This is a genomic window from Reinekea sp. (assembly GCF_982785585.1).
This window is the reverse complement of record NZ_CEYAVF010000035.1, coordinates 22691-40744: the sequence shown is the minus strand read 5'-3', so window position 1 is coordinate 40744 and position 18054 is coordinate 22691. Positions and strand designations below refer to the sequence as shown.

Below are 18054 nucleotides of genomic sequence, written 5' to 3'. Positions count from 1 at the left end.
ATTTGAAACGGTCCGCGCTCGGCGACGACCTTGATCGGCAATGCCGATTTGTTCGCCTGGTTTCGGGTTTTACGCCAAAACCCAATTGGTAGCGGGGGCCGGATTTGAACCGACGACCTTCGGGTTATGAGCCCGACGAGCTACCAGACTGCTCCACCCCGCATTAAAACGTTATAATTACCGGCCTTTCGACCGCGCAAATTATACGGACAGGGCCCTTATGTTGCAAGGAACCTCTGCCTTCACAATAGAGCCTGCATCAAACAGGTTCTAGGATTGGTGCCGACGACTAGACTCGAACTAGCATGGGCCGAAGCCCACCACCCCCTCAAGGTGGCGTGTCTACCAATTTCACCACGTCGGCTTAAACTTTACTCGGTTGGTAGCGCACTGGCAGGTGATTCAATTACCGAAACCGGTACATCGGAACCTACTGGTGACGCCTCAACAGAAGACGGAATGTCGATACCCGCTATATCTGCTGCCTTCTGCTTAGCGATAAACGCCAAACTCAAACTGGTTATAAAGAAACAAGCGACCAGCACTGCGGTAGAGCGGGTTAAAAAGTTCCCGCTGCCCGATGAACCAAACACCGTTTGCGACGCACCGCCACCAAACGATGCGCCTGCTTCAGCGCCCTTGCCTCGCTGGATCAGAACAAAGGCAACCACACCAATTGCCAATAGAACATGAACCAATAAAATTAAATTTTCATAAATCATCTGAACTTACCCTTGAGCAGCGTTGCAAATCGCTACGAATTCTTCGGCCATCAATGACGCGCCGCCTACCAGTCCGCCGTCTATATCGGGCTGACCAAACAACGCCTGGGCGCTGGAAGCCTTAACGCTGCCACCGTACAGAATACGTGTTTTGGCGGCAACAGCTGCATCTTCAGCGGCCAACAGCTGGCGAATAAAGGAGTGTACGTCCTGCGCCTGTTCCGGGGAAGCGGTTTTACCGGTTCCAATGGCCCAAACAGGTTCGTAGGCGATCACAATTTTTTCAAATGCCTTAATTCCGACCTGAGTGAGTACGGCATCGATTTGCTCTTTGCAAATCTGCTCAGTAACACCGGCTTCACGCTGCTCCAGTGTTTCACCGATACACAACATTGGAATCAAGCCGGCGGCTAAAACCGCAACAACTTTTTTCGCAACGATGGCATTAGTTTCGCCGAACAGTTCGCGCCGCTCAGAATGCCCGACAAGAATATACTGGCAGCCAAAGTCTTGCGCCATGGCCAGGTTAGTCTCGCCGGTAAAGGCACCCTTCTCTTCGAAGTGAATATTCTGCACGCCATATGCGATAGCCGAACCTTTCAAGCTGTCAGCCAACTGCGGTATATAAACAGCCGGTGGAAAAATAGCCGTATCTGCAGAGCCATTAAAGCCTGCTTTAAACGCTGCCAACAGAGCTGCATTAGAGCTCATGTCGCCATTCATCTTCCAGTTTGCTGCTACTAATAAACGTCGCATAATACCTGCCTCCATCGAGCGGGCGCAGAGTGTACTTAGTTTGCTCTGGCCTCGCAAGAGTCAGAGCAGGGAAATACACCCGAATTAAAAAAAATAAGCTATTAAATCAACTAATTAGCTTAGAGATTGGCAACAGCGGCCGACACAGCCGAGGCCAGCGTCTTGCAAACCGCCTTCACGGTCGTAATGTCCTCGCCCTCGACCATAACCCGAACTACCGGCTCGGTACCGGAAGGCCGCAGCAATACACGACCGGTTTCGGCCAATACCTGCTCGGCCTGCGCCATCGCGCTTTGCACTGCCGGTAAGGCTAGCACATCCACTCTCTGGGGCAGTTTGACATTGATCATGACCTGAGGATATTTACGCATACCCGATTTGGCTTGCGCCAGAGTCTGATCACTGTCGCGCAGTGCGCATAGCACCTGTAACGCGGCCACAATGCCATCGCCGGTCGTGGTCACATGCTTACAGACGATATGACCGGAATTCTCGCCACCGAGCGGCCAAGCCCGAGTGTTCAACTGTTCCATAACGTAGCGGTCGCCCACATTAGCGCGAATCAACTCAAGATCGAGCTTCCTCAGCGCTACTTCGAGGCCAAGGTTAGTCATCAGAGTACCAACAATGCCCTGCCGAATCACGCCCTTGCCTTGCAGATGCTTAGCAAGGATAAAGAGCAATTCATCGCCATCGACGGCCTGACCTTCTTGATCCACCATCAATAAACGATCGCCATCTCCATCGAAGGCGATGCCCAACTGAGCGTTTTGCTCCAGAACCGCTTTTTGCAGTGCGGCTGGGTGGGTCGAACCGATTTGATCGTTGATATTCAGGCCATCAGGCGCCGCGCCAATGACATGAACGGTGGCACCGAGCTCGCGAAACACCTTAGGTGCCACGTCATAGGTCGCGCCATGAGCGCAATCAAGCACGATATGCATGCCGTCTAGATTTAGATATCCAGAAGTCGACTTGCAAAATTCAATATATCGACCACTGGCATCCTCAATCCGTCGGGCTTTACCCAGCTCGGAACTCGGCACCGTCTGCAGCACAGCGTCCAACTCCGCCTCGATGGCGAATTCAATGTCATCGGGCAACTTGGTGCCATCGGCGGCAAAGAACTTGATGCCGTTATCATAAAACGGATTGTGTGACGCGGAGATCACGATGCCAGCATCGGCGTGGAACGCGCGGGTCAGGTAGGCAACCCCCGGGGTCGGCATGGGGCCGACCAGCAGACTGTCGCACCCGGCCGCAGCCAGGCCCGACTCGAGTGCCGATTCAAACATATAACCCGAAATACGGGTGTCCTTGCCGATTACAATCTTACCCTTGCCCGCGCGCGAAAAAACCCGACCCGCGGCCCAGCCAAGCTTCAGAAAGAACTCTGGGGTAATGACGCCCTGCCCCACCTCGCCCCGAATCCCATCGGTACCGAAATATTTTTTTCCGTTGCTCACGTCATTATCTCCAATTATGGCTAGTCGGACCGCTCCAAGCGAACCGCATTTAACATTCGAACGACATCGACCGTTGGCGCCACATCATGGACGCGAACGATCCAGGCACCCTTCAGCACCGCTGCCGCGACCGTCGCCAAGCTGCCGTAAAGGCGCTCATCGACCGGCTTATTGAGTACCGCACCAATCATACTTTTACGCGAGGTACCGACCAACAGGGGCAATTGATCAATCGCCAAATGATCGAGTCGATTAAGCAGTTGAAGATTATGCTCCAGCGTCTTGCCAAAACCAAAACCAGGATCCAATAGCATACGATCCCGAGCAATGCCCGCCTCCGCGCAGGCTGACAGCCGATGCTGAAAAAATGCGCCAACCTCGGCCACGACATCGGCGTAGCGAGGCTGGCTCTGCATTTTATCGGGTTGACCCTGCATATGCATCAAACAAATTGCCAAGCCGGTCTGAGCAGCTGCCGCCAAAGCACCCGGTCGCTGCAGGGCGCGGACATCATTGATCAGCCCAGCACCGTGACTGGCAGCCGCCAACATCACCAGCGGGGTGCTGGTATCGACCGACACCAGGGTGTCGAAACGGGCCGACAGGGCTTCGATCACCGGCACCACGCGCGCCAGCTCCTCGGCCTCCGATACCGCCAGAGCGCCGGGCCGAGTACTCTCACCGCCGACATCAATTATCGCCGCACCGGCCTCAATCATAGCCTCAGCCTGATAGAGGGCCTGGTCCAACCCGACAAAACGCCCACCATCGGAGAATGAATCCGGGGTGACATTCAACACACCCATCACATGGGCCGAGGTCCGGGACAGGCTTTTGCCGTTAAAGTGATAGTGAGTGTCCAACAGCCTTCCTAGTGTTGAATGCGTTTCGCAATAGCGTTTGCCTAGCACTATATAAAAAAAGTCGGCGCAAGGCACCGACTTTAATATTGACTCCCTTGGATCGACTCAGTCGTCGGATCGTTCGGGGTCTGGTTCTTTCTTATCGTCCTGCTCTTCTGGCTCATCCGATCGAATCGGTGGCATCTGTCGATGCCGATCGTCCCAACCCTTAGGCTGTCTTGGCTTTTGACCCGACATGATGTCTTCGATTTGTGCCGCATCAATGGTTTCATATTCCATCAAAGCATCTTTCATCGCTTCCAGCTTGTCTCGATTGCCTTCCAGAATCTCAGTGGCCTCTTTGTAACAGCGCGCTAAGATATCCTTTATCTGCTCATCAACCTTTTGGGCCGTCACGGGTGACATACCGGCAACCGATGATTGACTGCCCAAGTAAGTCTGTTGTTCGTCTTCAAACTGCTGTGCACCAAGCTCGCTCAGACCCCACTTGGTCACCATATTGCGCGCCAACGATGTGGCTCGCTCGATGTCATTTGACGCACCGGTGGTGACGCCTTCCTTGCCAAGGGTCATTTCTTCAGCGATTCGGCCACCGTAAAGACCACAGATCTGACCTTCGAGGGCACGTTTACTGATCGAATAACGATCTTCTTCGGGCAAAAACATGGTTACACCCAAGGCGCGACCGCGGGGAATGATACTGACTTTGTAAACCGGGTCGTGTTCCGGAAAAAGATTTCCAACGATAGCGTGACCGGCTTCATGATAGGCGGTATTGGTCTTCTCTTTTTCCGACATGACCATCGCTTTGCGTTCTGCGCCCATCATAATCTTGTCTTTGGCCCGATCAAATTCCTCCATATTCACCATCCGCTTGTTTAGACGGGCAGAAAACAGGGCAGCCTCATTGACCAGGTTGGCGAGGTCAGCACCGGAGAAACCGGGCGTACCACGTGCCACGATGCTCGCGTCGACGTCATCGGCAATCGGCACCTTACGCATATGCACTTTTAATATCTGCTCGCGACCGAGAATGTCCGGCAAGCCGACCACAACCTGACGGTCAAAGCGACCCGGACGCAGTAAGGCGGGATCGAGCACGTCAGGGCGGTTCGTCGCAGCGATCACGATGATGCCATCGTTGACTTCAAAACCATCCATCTCCACCAGTAACTGGTTCAGGGTCTGCTCGCGCTCATCATTACCGCCGCCAATGCCGACTCCGCGTGAACGGCCCACGGCATCGATCTCATCGATAAAAATAATGCACGGTGCCTGCTTCTTGGCCTGTTCAAACATATCCCGCACGCGCGAGGCACCGACACCGACAAACATCTCGACAAAGTCGGAACCGGAGATGGAGAAGAACGGCACCTTAGCTTCACCGGCAATCGCCTTGGCAAGCAGGGTTTTACCCGTACCGGGGGGGCCCACCATCAACACGCCACGCGGAATCTTGCCGCCGAGGCGCTGATACTTACCTGGATCGCGCAGAAATTCGACCAGCTCTTGGACATCTTCCTTAGCTTCTTCGACACCGGCCACATCTTTAAAGGTGGTCTTAATTTGGTCGTCGCCGAGCAAACGCGCCTTGCTCTTGCCAAAGCTCATCGGGCCTTTACCGCCTCCGCCTCCGCCTTGCATCTGACGCATGAAAAACATAAAGACGCCAAGAATAATCAAGATCGGAAAGGATGCGACAAACAATTGAGTCCAGATGCTGGGCTGATCCGGCTGTCGAGATTTCACCTCCACATTATTGTCGATCATAATGTCAATCATCGCCGTGTCATCATTCGATGCCGGCCGAACGGTCTGAAACAAGGAACCGTCCTTGCGTTCGCCATAGATATTAAGGCCGGCGTAGGTGACGGTTCTAATTTGATCTTGCTCCACTTGCTGCACAAAACGGGAATAACTCATCTCGTCAGGGGCCGTGGTCATATCAAAATTCTTAAACACCGCCAGCAAAACCACTGCGATTATCAACCAGAGTACTAGATTCTTTGCCATATCGTTCATTTTTACCTTCTTACGCAGACGGCTGCGTGTCTGCTAAACCCTTGTACCCCGTTGCAACCAGATAGGTCTCTCGAGACCTGGTCCGGGATGCATCCGGTTTACGCATTACGACCTTAGTAAAGTGCTGCCTCACGGTCTTAACATAGGCGTCGAAGCCTACCCCGTGAAACACCTTGGCGACAAACCCCCCTCCGGGCTTCAGTATTGCTTGAGCCATTTCGAACGCCAGCTCTACCAAATACATCACCGCAGGTTGATCAATTACCGCATTACCGCTCATATTGGGGGCCATATCCGAGATTACAAGGTCGACGGGATCGCTCCCAATACAATCCTGTAACGCCTTATATACCGCGTCATCGGTGAAGTCACCGTGGATAAATTCGACCCCGGCGACGCTGTCCATCTCAAGTATATCGGAGGCCACTACGCGACCTTGAAAGCCGACCTGTTTAGCGGCGACTTGCGACCAACCCCCCGGTGCCGACCCCAAATCTACGACCGTCATTCCGGAGCGGATCAATCGGTCCTTTTCGCACAGTTCTAACAGCTTGTAGCTGGCACGACTGCGGTAGCCATCCTGCTTGGCCATCTGGACATATTTGTCGTCAAAATGCTCTCTAAGCCATTCTTGACTATTTTTTGGGCGCGCCACGGAAAATCCTCTTTAGTGATTTCTGTCGATCTACAGTACAATTTGCAGTGTTACACCCATATTAACATGAGATTTACTGATTATGAGTTTGAAACAGAACGACAAAAAGGGTTTACGGACCATCGGCCATCAGCTAAGCCCAGTGGTAACCGTTGCCGAAAACGGGCTAAGCGCGACGGTTTTAGCGGAAATTGAACGCGCTTTGAACGATCACGAACTGATTAAAATTAAATTCGTCACCGAAGATCGTGACAATAAGAAGGCCCTGATCGCAGAGGTCATGGAGCAGACCAATGCCACCTTGGTGCAAACCATCGGGCATATAGCGCTGATTTTGCGCAAGGTGACCAAACCGAACCCCAAGTTATCTAACTTAAAGCGGTTCAGCCATCTCTGAGTGACGTGCGACCAGACCGCTGGGTCTGGCCGCCGGCCTTAAACGCGTGTCAGCCATCCGTGCTGATCGGCAGTCTTGCCCCACTGTATATCGTTTAGCGCCTGACGTAATTTCAGCGTGCTTGGACCTGCCAGCCCAGTGCCGACGGCATAATCTCGCCCCTGATGAATAAGCGTACCCACCGGCGTTAACACCGCTGCAGTGCCAGACAGTGCCGCTTCGGTATTGGCTTTGGCGGCACGGGTCAATAATTCCTCGACCGATATATTGCGTTCGCTTACGGTCATACCCATATCGGCGGCGAGCTTTAATAGCGAATCCCGAGTAACACCATGCAAAAAACTGCTGTCCAAGCCTTTGGTGATGATTTCATTACCATCGATGAGAATAAAGTTTGCCGCGCCCGTCTCCTGGACATCGCCATTCGGGCAAAACAGGATTTGGTCAGCGTCTACGCTATCGCGCGCGCGGGCTATCGGCCCCAAGGCACTGGCATAGTTACCACCGCTTTTGATCATGCCCATATGCGGGGCGCAGCGCATGCCGTCTTCTTCCAACAACAGGCGCAACGGCTTGGCGCCACCGGCAAAGTAATCCCCGACCGGCGAAAGCAGAACATACAACATTGAACTCAGGGTGGCCGCCGCCGCCTTGCCGATGGCTGCCTCAGTGCCTATGTGGGTCGGTCGGATATACATCGAACCCGGCTGCTCCGGAACGTCGTGGGCGAATTTCTTAACCACCTCGATAATCATTTGACCCAACTGAACCGGATCCACGGCAGGCAAACTCAAGAGCCGACTGCTTTGCATCATGCGCTTAATATTGGCGTCCATACGAAATATATGGACACTGCCGTCGGCATGTCGAAACGCCTTAAGACCTTCAAAACAGGTACTCGAGTAGTGCAAGACATGCGCACCCGGATGCAGCGCGATGGCTTGCGCATTGACCAGTTCAGCGTCACTCCAACGATTGCCTTCAAAGGTGGTCAACGCCATTTCGGGCATAAAAACGGTACCAAATGCTGCCATATAGATTCCCTAAAGCACCGAGCACCTTGTGGCACCGCGGTAAATGGTTGGTGGTAAGTATAGGTGGATTATTATTGGCGTTATTGTATGACATTTGTGATACCGGACACTAGCGCCAAAATGCCATGACAGGCGTTACTTGGTGCGCGGGGCTCGTGCGCTGAGTCACTCCGTCGGATCCAGATAGCGTTGCCAATAGTCGATTACCTGACCACGAATATGCGCCAATTCCGGTGCCAGCTCGCTCAGGTTTCGCTGGCTGGACTCGCCCTTGAGGATGGCATGATGTACTTCCTGGCGCAGCGTAAGGTAGGCTGCCAGGAGGTTTTTTCGGTCAGCTTCAGCGAAGATCTGACAACGATAGAGCGCCTCGATCGAGCGCACGTTGTCCGACCATCGGGTCAGTTGCGGCGAGTCATGGGCATGCGCCAAGATCAGAAACTGGATCAAAAACTCCAAATCAACGATTCCGCCGGCATCCTGTTTGAAGTCGAACTGCGCGTCAGCCCCCTGTGCCCGACTGGACAGATGGGCGCGCATCTTATCGCGCATGGCGAGGACGTCGCAGCGCAAACTGTCTATATCGCGGGGCTTGGCAAGCAGTTCAGCGCGCAGGGCGTCGAAGCCATGCTTTAAGCTTTCGTCCCCGGCGATAAATCGCGCTCGGATGAGCGCTTGATGCTCCCAGGTCCAGGCCTTGTCCTGTTGATACTTGGCAAAGGCCGTCAGGCTGCTAACCAGCAGTCCTGAGTTGCCGGACGGACGCAGTCGAGTATCGATCTCGTAGAGTCGTCCGGACGGGGTAATAGCGCTCAGCAGATGAATCAACTTTTGTCCCAGTCGCGCCATAAAGACCCCGTTATCAATAACCTTGGGGCCTTCGGTAACGCCCTGGACAGAGGCATTGTGCAAAAAAACCAGGTCTAGATCGGACTCATAAGACAGCTCCAAGCCGCCCATCTTGCCATAGGCGATGACGCCAAAGTCTGGATCGCACCAGTCGCCGCCGGCCTTACTGGGTCGACCGTGACGGGCCACCAATTGACGCCACGCCAGCGCCAGCGACTGATCGACCACCACCTCGGCCACCCAGGCCAGGTAGTCGGATATTTTCATCAATGGCAGCACGCTGGATATTTCGCACGCCGCCGCACGCAGCACTCGAGCATGGCGGAAATGGCGCAACAGCTCCATCTGCCGCTCAAGATCATCCTCCGGAACGCGCAGTAGGAGCAGATGCAACTCGGCCCGCAATTCGGCCCGATCGGGCAAGCGATACAGGCTCGCCCGATCCGTCAGCTCATCGAGCAAAAAGGGTTTTTCCTGCAACTGCCGGGCAAGCCAAGGGCTGGCCGGCACCAGCTTGACCAGTTCGGCAATGGCTAGCGGATTTTCTGCAAATAGTACGAAATAACTGCTGCGCCGGACGATGGCCTCCAAGAGTGGGCGGATACTGACCAGTCGCGCTGGCGCATCCCGGTAGCGGGCCAATTCCAGCCATAAGCGAGGAATGAAGCCGGCCATATTGTCCCGGGCGACCACGGATAGGCGCTGCACCGCAGGGATCTGGGCCAAGCTGAGCATCGACTCGGTCAAGTCAGGATCCGGATCGGCGGCACCCTCGATCCAGCTTCCGCTGCGCCATGCCTGCATATAAGGCAGCAGCTTTTGATTAACTTGGATCTCGACCTCTTCCGCGATCAGATCCGAGAAATGGCCGTGCACCCGGTCGCGATGACGGCTCAGATCGACCAACATAGCCGACACCGACTCGGCACCGAGCGACAGGGCAAGACGCTCGCGCGCCACCTCATCGGTCGGCAGCAATTGCGTTTGCTGATCGTTGATCGCTTGAATGCGGTGCTCCAAATCGCGCAAATGATCATAGGCCGCGGTCAATTCATCGACCGCAGCCTCCGGCAGCAATTCCAACCGAGCAAGGGCTTGCAGCACCGGCCAGGTGCCGCGCTGTTGTAAGAGTTCTTCTTGGCCACCACGAATCAGTTGAAACACCTGGGCGATGAATTCGACTTCCCGAATCCCGCCCCGGCCCAACTTGATGTTGTCATCACCATGCTGGCGCTGAACTTCCTGTTGAATCTTGCTTTTTAGCTCACGCAGCGCGCCGAGCGCCTGATAATCAACATAAGTGCGGTATACAAAGGGGTGCAGCAAATCCGCCAGGGCCTGCTGCGCCGCTTCAGGGCCGGTTACTGGGCGAGCCTTGACCATGGCAAAACGCTCCCAAAATCGGCCCTGGAGTAAATAATAGTTTTCCAATGCCGCGTAGCTTGAAACCAATGCGCCCGACTGACCCCAGGGGCGCAAGCGCATATCGACTCGAAACACAAAGCCCTCGGCGGTGCGCGCGTCCAGCACGTGGATCAGCTTGCGGGCTACTCGGGTAAAAAACGCCTCATGGCTGCGCCCACCACTGGTGGTACCTGGCCCGGAATAGCTGAAGATCAGGTCGATGTCAGACGACAGATTGAGTTCCTCGGCGCCGTGTTTGCCCATGGCCAACACCACCAGCTGCGCGGGACCATCCGAATAGTCACAGGGGGCGGGCAGTCCGTCCTTGGCTTGCCAAAAGGCCATACACCAGGCCAAGGCGCAACGCAGTGCGGCATCGGCCAAGGTCGATACCGCTTGCGCGGTTTGCGCTACACTGTTGAGATGCCATATATCGCGAGCCATCAGTCGCGCCAGGTGGCGATTGCGCCAGACGCGCAAGTCCAACATCAGGGCTACCTCACCCTCGAGCGACCAGTGCTGTGCCAGCGCCGTCAATTCGTCTACCGGATTTGCCGGCGCCTTAAATTGCGCAACCATTAGAAGCCAATCTTGCTGGGTCTGAACCCAACTAGCCAACCAAGGGCTGGCCAGGCACAAACGCACGACGGCGTCCCGGGCTGCGGCGTCGAGAGCACTGCAACGAGCGTCTTGGCAAAGTCGGTCACGTTCCTGGGAGAGTTTTTTGGCAAGGTGCATGGGCAGTCCTTGTGCGACAGAAAAATCGATTCCAGCTACACTTTAGTCGTTTTTGGGTCATTTTATTAGTGCGTAAAACGGGACCTTATCAAGATGGGGACTGTCATCTACCGGTCGACAGTGCGATCATCTGAGTAATAATTTTTATCATTGGCCCAAGGCCATGCCAGTAACCAAGGACAGCTTTCATGATCCAGCGTACCCCTTTTCGACTCTTGGCCACAACCCTGCTATCTACCGTTACCCTGGTCGGCGCCGCCGACTGGCAAGACATTAGCAACCAGGCTAAGGGTCAGACCGTTTACTTCCATGCCTGGGGCGGTGATGAGCATATTAATAGCTATATTCAGTGGGCTGGCGAACGGGTCCAAGAGGATTATGGGGTCACCGTCAAGCACGTTAAGAACGTCGCGCCCAATGCCGTCAATCAGGTGTTGTCTGAAAAGGCGGCCGGAAAACAAACCGGTGGTGCCGTGGACCTAATTTGGATCAATGGTGAAAATTTTGCCAATATGAAGGCAAACGACCTGCTCTACGGCGCCTTTACCCAAGACCTACCCAACTACCGCCTGGTCGATACCGAACACAAACCGACCACCCTATTCGACTTCACGACCCCGGTCGATAACTTGGAAGCGCCCTGGGGCATGGCTCAATTGGTGTTTATGTACGACAGCCAATATGTCGCCCAGGCGCCGACTTCGGCGCAGGAGTTACTCACCTTTGCGCAAAACAACCCGGGACGATTCACCTACCCGGCCTTGCCGGCGTTCCATGGCACGACCTTTGTGAAACAGATATTGAGTGAATTGACCGAACAAAACCCGGCCCTGTACGCACCCGTTGCGCTGGCCGATTTTGACGCCATAACGGCATCATTATGGCAATATCTTGACGCGTTACACCCCTTGATGTGGCAAGAGGGTAAAACCTTTACCGATGGCGCGCCGCGCATGAAGCAGCTGCTCAATGATGGCGAGATCGCGATATCCCTGAGCTTTAACCCCTTTGATGCCAGCAATGCCATCGCTAATGGCGACTTACCGGACACGATTCGCACCTATATTCACCGCAGCGGTACCATTGGCAACACCCACTTTGTCACCATTCCCTACAATGCCAGCAATCCACAAGGCGCCATGGTCTTCGCTAACTTCCTGATGTCGCCCGAAGCGCAGGCACGAAAAGCCAATACCACGGTCTGGGGCGACCCGACCGTACTGGCCATGGCGAAACTGTCGAACGCGCAGCGCAAGGCGTTCACCGACTTGCCGATGGGCGTGGCGACCCTGTCCAATGAGCAACTTGCGAAGGTCTTGCTGGAACCCCATGCTAGCTGGGTCGCGGCAATCGAACAGGCGTGGCTGAGCCGATACAGTCAATAAGGTCTCGGCGCCAAGATGAGCCGATCATGACGCTGCGCCTGAGCCACCCGCTCGCCATCATCCCCTGGCTGACGGTGGCGATCTTCTTAACGCCGGTGATACTCGGCCTGGTCGGTACCTGGCTGCCAGCCTTTGGGTGGTTTCCAGCTATCGGACTGGATCGTTTGAGCCTCGCACCCTGGTCTAACCTGTTTAGCCACCCAAGCTTCCCGGGGGCATTGCGTCATACCCTGGTGACCGGACTGGGCGCAGCTGCGCTGGCCTTGGTCTCTACGGCACTCTTATTGATAGGTGCCTATCCGTCGGCGCTGTTCAGTTGGTTGGAAAAATCCTTGGCGCCCATCCTATCGATTCCTCATGCTGCTTTTGCCATTGGCATGAGTTTTCTGCTCGTGCCCAGTGGCTGGCTGGTGCGCCTGCTCGCGCTGATGAGCGATCGTTTAGACCGACCGCCACTCTGGTCAACCTTTCAGGATCCGCACGGCATCAGCCTGATTGTCACGCTGGCGCTGAAAGAAATCCCGTTTTTATTGCTGATGTGCCTGGCGATATTGCCCACCCTAAAGGCTCAGCAGACGCTTTGGCTCGCCAATAGCCTGGGCCACAGCAACCGATTCGCCTGGCTATGGTTGATCTTCCCACAACTCTACCGGCAAATTCGACTGCCCTTTTTTGCTGTGTTGGCCTACTCCCTAACCGTTGTCGATATAGCGGTGATCGCCGGACCCACTACCCCGGCAACGCTGGCGGTATTGATTACCCAGTGGTTCAATGATCCGGATCTCAGCCAACGCACCGTTGGTGCCGCCGGGGCCGCAACACTGTTAATGCTATTGTCATTAATTATGGCGGGCGCCCTGCTGCTGGAAAACCCTCTGCGTCGACTGCGCAGTCATTGCCTGGAACGCCGCCTTAGCGGTCATTGGCCGGCTTGGGAAAAGCCGATGGCGCGCTTGATCAGCTTTGTTTTGCTGTTCTTTTATGCCGCCGCTTTACTGATCACCCTGATATGGGGCTTGGCGGCACAATGGCGCTATCCTGATGTACTGCCCAGTCGCTTCTCGCTCGACAAGGTGGCACATTCCTTAACGCAACTGTCCGATCCGCTCTGGTGCACTCTGTTGTTGGCCACCCTATCGGCATTGTTGGCCATTACTGTAGTGGTCGGGTGCTTGGAAAACGAGGTTCGACTGAAATATGGCGGCCAAAAGGTCCGCGGACAAAAGATCCTCGTGCTGCTTTATCTGCCATTACTAATTCCGCAAATCGCCTTTATCTTTGGTTTTCAGGTTTGGTTGATTCGGGTTGGGCTGGACGGTACCTTTGTCGCATTGCTCTGGTCCCATCTAGTCTTTGTGGTGCCCTATGTATTTTTGACCCTAAGCGGACCCTATCGACAGTTTGATGATCGCTTCAGCTGGCTAGCGCTGTCCTTAACCGGTCGGCGCGCGCACAGCTTTTGGCGCATCAAACTGATAATCTTACTGCGCCCGATTCTATACGCCTTCGCCACCGGCTTTGCCGTATCGATCGCCCAGTACCTGCCGACGATCTTTGTCGGTGCCGGTCGCTTTGCCACCCTGACCACAGAGGCCGTTGCCCTAGCCTCGGGCAGTGACCGTCGGCTGATGGCGGTAATGGCCCTGTGGCAGCAGCTGTTACCGCTAATTGTCTTTGCGCTGGCCACGCTGATTCCCGCTTATCGCTTTCGACATCGTCGCGCGATGAGCCAGACCGTGAGTTAAGCCTATGAGTATGCAATTGCAAAATTATCAACTGTGCCGGCACCAACAGCCGCTCTTTAAGGCCTTCAGCCTAACCGTTGCAGCGGGTGAGATTGGCGCCATAACCGGCATTAGTGGCTCGGGCAAGTCGACCCTGCTGGCCGATATTTCCGGTATTTTGACCTCGGCATTCAAAAGTAGTGGGGAAATTCTGCTCAACGGCAATTCTTTGCGCACCGTGCCGATCGAGCGCCGTCAGGTCGGTATCCTATTTCAAGACGATCTGTTGTTTCCACATCTTAATGTTTTTGAGAATCTCCTCTTTGGCCTGCCGGCGCATTTTTCACGCGGCGAGAAAGCCGCTCGTATCCAGGACGCCTTGAGCGAATCCGGCCTCGGCTCTTATGCCTTGCGCGATATCGCCACCCTGTCCGGCGGCCAGCGGGCGCGGATCAGTCTGTTGCGCACGCTCTTGTCAGAACCCAAACTGATGCTGCTCGATGAACCCTTTTCAAAGCTGGATCGTGCCCTACGCGGGCAGTTTCGCGCGTGGGTTTTTGAACAGTTAGGGCATCAACATATTCCTGTGGTCTTGGTGACCCATGACCCGGAGGACATACCCGATGGCAGTCGAATAGTTGACTTGGAGGCACCCGATGCTTGATCGCTTAACCTTAAGGCTGGTGCGACCTCCGCTGCTTAGAATGGCCCGGTACACAGTGCGCGTTGGCGTGACAGCCGACCACGTGACGCTGCTCGGCTTTGCCATCGGTATGCTCGCGCTGCCAGCCTTGGCGACCGGCCATTTTACCGCGGCGTTGCTGGCTATCGGCCTGAATCGAATCTTGGATGGCTTGGATGGCGCGGTGGCGCGCCTTACTCAAGCTACTGAGCGAGGCGCCTATCTCGATGTAGTGCTCGATTTTATCTTTTACTCGGCGGTGATATTTGGTTTCGCCTTGGCCGATCCGGGACGCAATGCTTTGCCGGCAGCCGGCCTAATCTTTGCCTTTGTCGGCACCGGCTCAAGTTTTTTGGCCTTCGCGGTGTTTGCCGAGCGCTTTGCGCTGCACTCGATGCGTTACCCCAACAAAGGCTTTTACTATCTCACCGGCATTGCGGAAGGTACTGAGACGATAGGTTTTTTTGTCCTGATGTGCCTGTTGCCAAACGCCTTCCCGACCCTGGCTTGGGTGTTTTTTGGGCTCTGTGTTCTGACTACCCTGAGTCGGGTGGTGGGCGGTGCCCACACCCTCAAGACGTTGACCAAAGCACCGCACTGAGCGCGACAATTAACTATTGAAGAGTCGATTTTCCTGCTCCTGAACGCGGATAAAGGTGGTCCGCTTGGACAGCTCGCGTAACGCGGCAGCCCCGACATAGGTGCAGGTTGAGCGCACACCGCCCTGTATATCGAGCATGGTCACGGCCAGTGGACCGCGATAGGGAATCTTCACCGTCTTGCCTTCGCTGGCTCGGTAATTCGCCACTCCGCCATGGTACTTGTCCATCGCCGTATCGGAACTCATGCCATAGAAGAGACGATATTGACGACCGTCTTGTTCAACCAGATCGCCGCCACTTTCATCATGTCCGGCCAACAGGCCACCGAGCATAACAAAGTCGGCACCGGCGCCGAAGGCCTTGGAGACATCGCCCGGGCAGGTACAGCCGCCGTCGGAAATGACGTGTCCATTGAGACCGTGGGCCGCATCCGAGCATTCAATCACCGCGGACACCTGAGGATAACCAACACCGGTTTTAACCCGGGTGGTGCAGACCGAGCCAGGGCCGATCCCGGCCTTAACGATATCCGCGCCAGATAAGAGCAGCTCTTCGGTCATTTCACCGGTGACCACGTTACCCGCGACGATGGTTAGGTCGGCGTATTCGGCGCGCACCCGACGCAAAAACGTCACGAAGTGCTCGGAATAGCCATTGGCCACATCGATGCAGAGAAACTCAAGGCCACTGTGCAGTGCCAATATCGCGCGTAACTTATTCAAGTCGGCATCGGAGGTGCCGCTGCTAACCATAATATGGGGCAACACGGCCGGGTCAATGTCGTGCAGAAAATCCTGCCATTGCTCAACCGAATAGTGCTTATGCACTGCCGTGAGCATCCGGAACTCGGCCAGTACCAAGGCCGCGGCAAAGGTCCCAACCGTATCCATATTGGCGGCGATAATGGGCACGCCGGTCCAGGTCTTTTTACTGTTCAGGAAGGTGAAGGTGCGCTCGAGCGAGACTTGGGAACGGGATTTTAAGGTCGACCGTTTGGGGCGGATCATGACATCTTTAAAACCCAGCTTAATATCATTTTCAACGTGCATAGCGGCTCCGGATGTTGGTAGGCAATCGATAACTCCGGTGTCCAAGGCTAGCACGCGGCCGAGTGCAGTCCAATCTATTTTATGACCGATTGGTCAGGCAACGGCCGATGCAAGAATCTAAGCTCGAGGCGAGCAATCGAAAAGGGCTAGGCGGGTATCGCGGTAATGCGGGTGTACTTGTCTTGCAGCTGCTCGCTGGACTCAACGTGCTGTGGATCGAGCGGGATGCAGTCGACTGGGCAAACTTGCTGGCACTGTGGCTCGTCGTAATGGCCGATGCATTCGGTACAGAGGGCCGGATCGATCACATAGATCTCCTCACCCTCCGAGATGGCGTTATTCGGGCACTCCGGCTCGCAAACATCACAGTTGATGCATTCATCGGTAATTAACAGCGCCATAACGCAGATCTCCTCCGAGAGTTTTCAACCAAGGCCGGCTCAGTGCGCAGACGATCAGCGGCCGAAACGTTTGTTTAAGGCTGCCTGCACTATGGGGTGAACCATTTTCGACACATCGCCCTTGAGCAGCGAAATTTCGCGGACAAAGGTTGACGAAATAAAGGAGTATTGTTCCGAGGGGGTCAGAAACATGCTCTCTAAATCCGGTGCCAAGACCCGATTCATGTTGGCCAGCTGAAATTCGTATTCGAAGTCGCTGACCACCCGCAGGCCGCGCAAAATAACCTGGGCCTTATGCTCGTGAGCAAAATCGACCAACAAGTTGCTGAAGCCCAACACCTCGACGTTGCCGTATCCGCGCGTCACGGAGCCGGCCAGATCAACCCGTTCGGACAACGAAAATAACGGCTGTTTCTTCGGGCTGTCGGCCACGGCGATGATCACCTTATCGAAGTGTCGCAGCGCTCGCTCAACAAGATCCATATGACCCAAGGTAATGGGGTCGAAGGTTCCGGGATAGATTACAGTACTGCCCATATTCACCGCTCTGTGGTTAAAAAAAGCGCGCGCATCTTAACGTATGCCAACGCGCCAGACAAATTACCGGCCAAAAACACGTAAAATCAAATTCACCAGCCAGGACTTATAGGGTGGATACAGCAACTTGAGGCTGCTCAACCGCTGCTTGACAATTATCGGTTTTAACTTGGAGAAGGTCTCAAATCCGTAGCGACCGTGGTAATGGCCCATGCCGCTGTTACCCACACCACCAAAGGGCAAATTCGGCATACCGACATGAATTACGGCTTCATTGAACATTAGGGCGCCGCTGTGCGTCTTGCGGCTGAATAGCGGTCGTAACTGCTGCTCGTAACCAAAAACATAAAGCGCCAAGGGTTGAGGGCGATCGTTAATATAGTTGAGCGCCTCATCGAGGCTATGGTATTTGATTATCGGCAAGAGCGGGCCAAAAATTTCATCCTCTAATAACCGAGAGCCCTCGGGCACATTGGTCAACAGGATGGGGGGTAACTTATTGCCATAGTAATCCAACTCGTCGGACGGCCCGGCGACAAAAACCAATGCGCCGGCGGCCTTGGCCTCATCGACATAGGCGATCAACCGCTTGCGCTGGGCTTGGTTGATGATCGCCGTATAGTCATCGTTCTGAGTAATATCGCCATATTGGCGCTTGGCTTCGGACAAGAAATGCTGCACAAAGTCGCTAACCTGATCGTCTGGGCAGAGGATGTAGTCGGGCGCCACACAGGTCTGGCCGGCATTGAGACATTTGGCAAACACCAG

General features: G+C 54.9%; 17 protein-coding genes and 2 tRNA genes. 5 read left to right on the top strand and 14 right to left on the bottom strand.

Annotation, left to right across the window (positions count from 1 at the left end):
• Positions 1 to 86 precede the first annotated feature (86 nt).
• From AC4FIC_RS13040 to rlmE, 8 genes are all read right to left on the bottom strand, one after another.
• Positions 87 to 163: transfer RNA gene (locus AC4FIC_RS13040), tRNA-Met, on the bottom strand.
• 114 nt (positions 164 to 277) lie between these two features.
• Positions 278 to 364 (bottom strand) — tRNA-Leu (locus AC4FIC_RS13035).
• Positions 365 to 371: 7 nt separating this feature from the next.
• Entirely contained in the window at positions 372 to 722 is a 351-nt protein-coding gene (secG, locus tag AC4FIC_RS13030) for a preprotein translocase subunit SecG (RefSeq protein ID WP_273284688.1), read from the bottom strand.
• A gap of 6 nt (positions 723 to 728) precedes the next feature.
• Complete coding sequence (gene tpiA, locus AC4FIC_RS13025; protein WP_273284689.1) at positions 729 to 1478, bottom strand: triose-phosphate isomerase; 750 nt, start codon at positions 1476 to 1478, stop codon at positions 729 to 731.
• Between the two features lie 119 nt (positions 1479 to 1597).
• Entirely contained in the window at positions 1598 to 2944 is a 1347-nt protein-coding gene (gene glmM, locus AC4FIC_RS13020; RefSeq protein ID WP_100256038.1) for a phosphoglucosamine mutase, read from the bottom strand.
• Between the two features lie 20 nt (positions 2945 to 2964).
• A complete protein-coding gene (gene folP, locus AC4FIC_RS13015) occupies positions 2965 to 3750 on the bottom strand; it encodes a dihydropteroate synthase (RefSeq protein ID WP_100258672.1) in 786 nt (261 codons plus the stop codon).
• A gap of 162 nt (positions 3751 to 3912) precedes the next feature.
• The gene (gene ftsH / locus AC4FIC_RS13010) at positions 3913 to 5829 is read right to left on the bottom strand and encodes an ATP-dependent zinc metalloprotease FtsH (RefSeq protein ID WP_100256037.1); all 1917 of its coding nucleotides are present in this window, start codon (positions 5827 to 5829) and stop codon (positions 3913 to 3915) included.
• A 10-nt stretch (positions 5830 to 5839) separates the two neighbouring features.
• Positions 5840 to 6484: a 23S rRNA (uridine(2552)-2'-O)-methyltransferase RlmE gene (gene rlmE / locus AC4FIC_RS13005; protein WP_100256036.1), complete on the bottom strand. Its 645-nt coding sequence runs from the start codon at positions 6482 to 6484 to the stop codon at positions 5840 to 5842.
• A gap of 82 nt (positions 6485 to 6566) precedes the next feature.
• On the opposite strand from rlmE, the gene AC4FIC_RS13000 reads away from it, so the two are divergent.
• Positions 6567 to 6881: a YhbY family RNA-binding protein gene (locus AC4FIC_RS13000; protein ID WP_100256035.1), complete on the top strand. Its 315-nt coding sequence runs from the start codon at positions 6567 to 6569 to the stop codon at positions 6879 to 6881.
• 38 nt (positions 6882 to 6919) lie between these two features.
• Here AC4FIC_RS13000 and AC4FIC_RS12995 read toward each other — a convergent pair whose 3' ends face one another.
• Both AC4FIC_RS12995 and glnE read right to left on the bottom strand, forming a co-directional pair.
• Positions 6920 to 7915, bottom strand: coding sequence for a branched-chain amino acid aminotransferase (locus AC4FIC_RS12995; protein ID WP_273284695.1), 996 nt, complete (start codon positions 7913 to 7915; stop codon positions 6920 to 6922).
• Between the two features lie 165 nt (positions 7916 to 8080).
• Positions 8081 to 10906: a bifunctional [glutamate--ammonia ligase]-adenylyl-L-tyrosine phosphorylase/[glutamate--ammonia-ligase] adenylyltransferase gene (gene glnE / locus AC4FIC_RS12990; protein ID WP_100256033.1), complete on the bottom strand. Its 2826-nt coding sequence runs from the start codon at positions 10904 to 10906 to the stop codon at positions 8081 to 8083.
• Positions 10907 to 11094: 188 nt separating this feature from the next.
• On the opposite strand from glnE, the gene AC4FIC_RS12985 reads away from it, so the two are divergent.
• The 4 genes from AC4FIC_RS12985 to AC4FIC_RS12970 are packed head-to-tail and all read left to right on the top strand — an operon-like array spanning position 11095 to position 15298.
• Positions 11095 to 12291, top strand: a complete 1197-nt coding sequence (locus AC4FIC_RS12985; protein WP_273284699.1) for an ABC transporter substrate-binding protein — start codon at positions 11095 to 11097, stop codon at positions 12289 to 12291.
• Positions 12292 to 12317: 26 nt separating this feature from the next.
• Positions 12318 to 14036, top strand: a complete 1719-nt coding sequence (locus tag AC4FIC_RS12980; protein WP_273284701.1) for an ABC transporter permease — start codon at positions 12318 to 12320, stop codon at positions 14034 to 14036.
• Positions 14037 to 14040: 4 nt separating this feature from the next.
• Positions 14041 to 14679, top strand: a complete 639-nt coding sequence (locus AC4FIC_RS12975) for an ATP-binding cassette domain-containing protein (protein ID WP_100256030.1) — start codon at positions 14041 to 14043, stop codon at positions 14677 to 14679.
• Entirely contained in the window at positions 14672 to 15298 is a 627-nt protein-coding gene (locus AC4FIC_RS12970; RefSeq protein WP_100256029.1) for a CDP-alcohol phosphatidyltransferase family protein, read from the top strand. Before AC4FIC_RS12975 ends, AC4FIC_RS12970 begins: the two co-directional genes overlap by 8 nt.
• A gap of 9 nt (positions 15299 to 15307) precedes the next feature.
• Here AC4FIC_RS12970 and AC4FIC_RS12965 read toward each other — a convergent pair whose 3' ends face one another.
• The 4 genes from AC4FIC_RS12965 to AC4FIC_RS12950 form a co-directional block, all read right to left on the bottom strand.
• Positions 15308 to 16348, bottom strand: coding sequence for a GMP reductase (locus AC4FIC_RS12965; RefSeq protein ID WP_100256028.1), 1041 nt, complete (start codon positions 16346 to 16348; stop codon positions 15308 to 15310).
• Between the two features lie 146 nt (positions 16349 to 16494).
• Positions 16495 to 16749 carry a YfhL family 4Fe-4S dicluster ferredoxin gene (locus tag AC4FIC_RS12960; RefSeq protein ID WP_100256027.1) on the bottom strand — a complete coding sequence of 85 codons (255 nt, stop codon included), beginning with the start codon at positions 16747 to 16749 and terminating at the stop codon, positions 16495 to 16497.
• A 54-nt stretch (positions 16750 to 16803) separates the two neighbouring features.
• Positions 16804 to 17286 (bottom strand): pantetheine-phosphate adenylyltransferase, encoded by a 483-nt coding sequence (coaD, locus tag AC4FIC_RS12955; protein ID WP_100256026.1) that lies wholly within the window; start codon positions 17284 to 17286, stop codon positions 16804 to 16806.
• Between the two features lie 63 nt (positions 17287 to 17349).
• Positions 17350 to 18054: aldehyde dehydrogenase family protein (locus AC4FIC_RS12950; RefSeq protein WP_490359421.1), on the bottom strand; the 705-nt coding region annotated here is incomplete at its 5' end.

Excerpts from the sequence above, each read along its gene's own strand:
- AC4FIC_RS12960 (WP_100256027.1), bottom strand. The coding sequence starts at position 16,749 with ATGGCGCTGTTAATTACCGATGAATGCATCAACTGTGATGTTTGCGAG.
- glnE (WP_100256033.1), bottom strand. The coding sequence starts at position 10,906 with ATGCACCTTGCCAAAAAACTCTCCCAGGAACGTGACCGACTTTGCCAA.
- AC4FIC_RS12980 (WP_273284701.1), top strand. The coding sequence starts at position 12,318 with ATGACGCTGCGCCTGAGCCACCCGCTCGCCATCATCCCCTGGCTGACG.
- AC4FIC_RS12965 (WP_100256028.1), bottom strand. The coding sequence starts at position 16,348 with ATGCACGTTGAAAATGATATTAAGCTGGGTTTTAAAGATGTCATGATC.
- tpiA (WP_273284689.1), bottom strand. The coding sequence starts at position 1,478 with ATGCGACGTTTATTAGTAGCAGCAAACTGGAAGATGAATGGCGACATG.
- folP (WP_100258672.1), bottom strand. The coding sequence starts at position 3,750 with ATGGGTGTGTTGAATGTCACCCCGGATTCATTCTCCGATGGTGGGCGT.
- AC4FIC_RS12985 (WP_273284699.1), top strand. The coding sequence starts at position 11,095 with ATGATCCAGCGTACCCCTTTTCGACTCTTGGCCACAACCCTGCTATCT.
- AC4FIC_RS12970 (WP_100256029.1), top strand. The coding sequence starts at position 14,672 with ATGCTTGATCGCTTAACCTTAAGGCTGGTGCGACCTCCGCTGCTTAGA.
- AC4FIC_RS13000 (WP_100256035.1), top strand. The coding sequence starts at position 6,567 with ATGAGTTTGAAACAGAACGACAAAAAGGGTTTACGGACCATCGGCCAT.
- AC4FIC_RS12975 (WP_100256030.1), top strand. The coding sequence starts at position 14,041 with ATGAGTATGCAATTGCAAAATTATCAACTGTGCCGGCACCAACAGCCG.
- secG (WP_273284688.1), bottom strand. The coding sequence starts at position 722 with ATGATTTATGAAAATTTAATTTTATTGGTTCATGTTCTATTGGCAATT.
- AC4FIC_RS12995 (WP_273284695.1), bottom strand. The coding sequence starts at position 7,915 with ATGGCAGCATTTGGTACCGTTTTTATGCCCGAAATGGCGTTGACCACC.
- coaD (WP_100256026.1), bottom strand. The coding sequence starts at position 17,286 with ATGGGCAGTACTGTAATCTATCCCGGAACCTTCGACCCCATTACCTTG.
- ftsH (WP_100256037.1), bottom strand. The coding sequence starts at position 5,829 with ATGAACGATATGGCAAAGAATCTAGTACTCTGGTTGATAATCGCAGTG.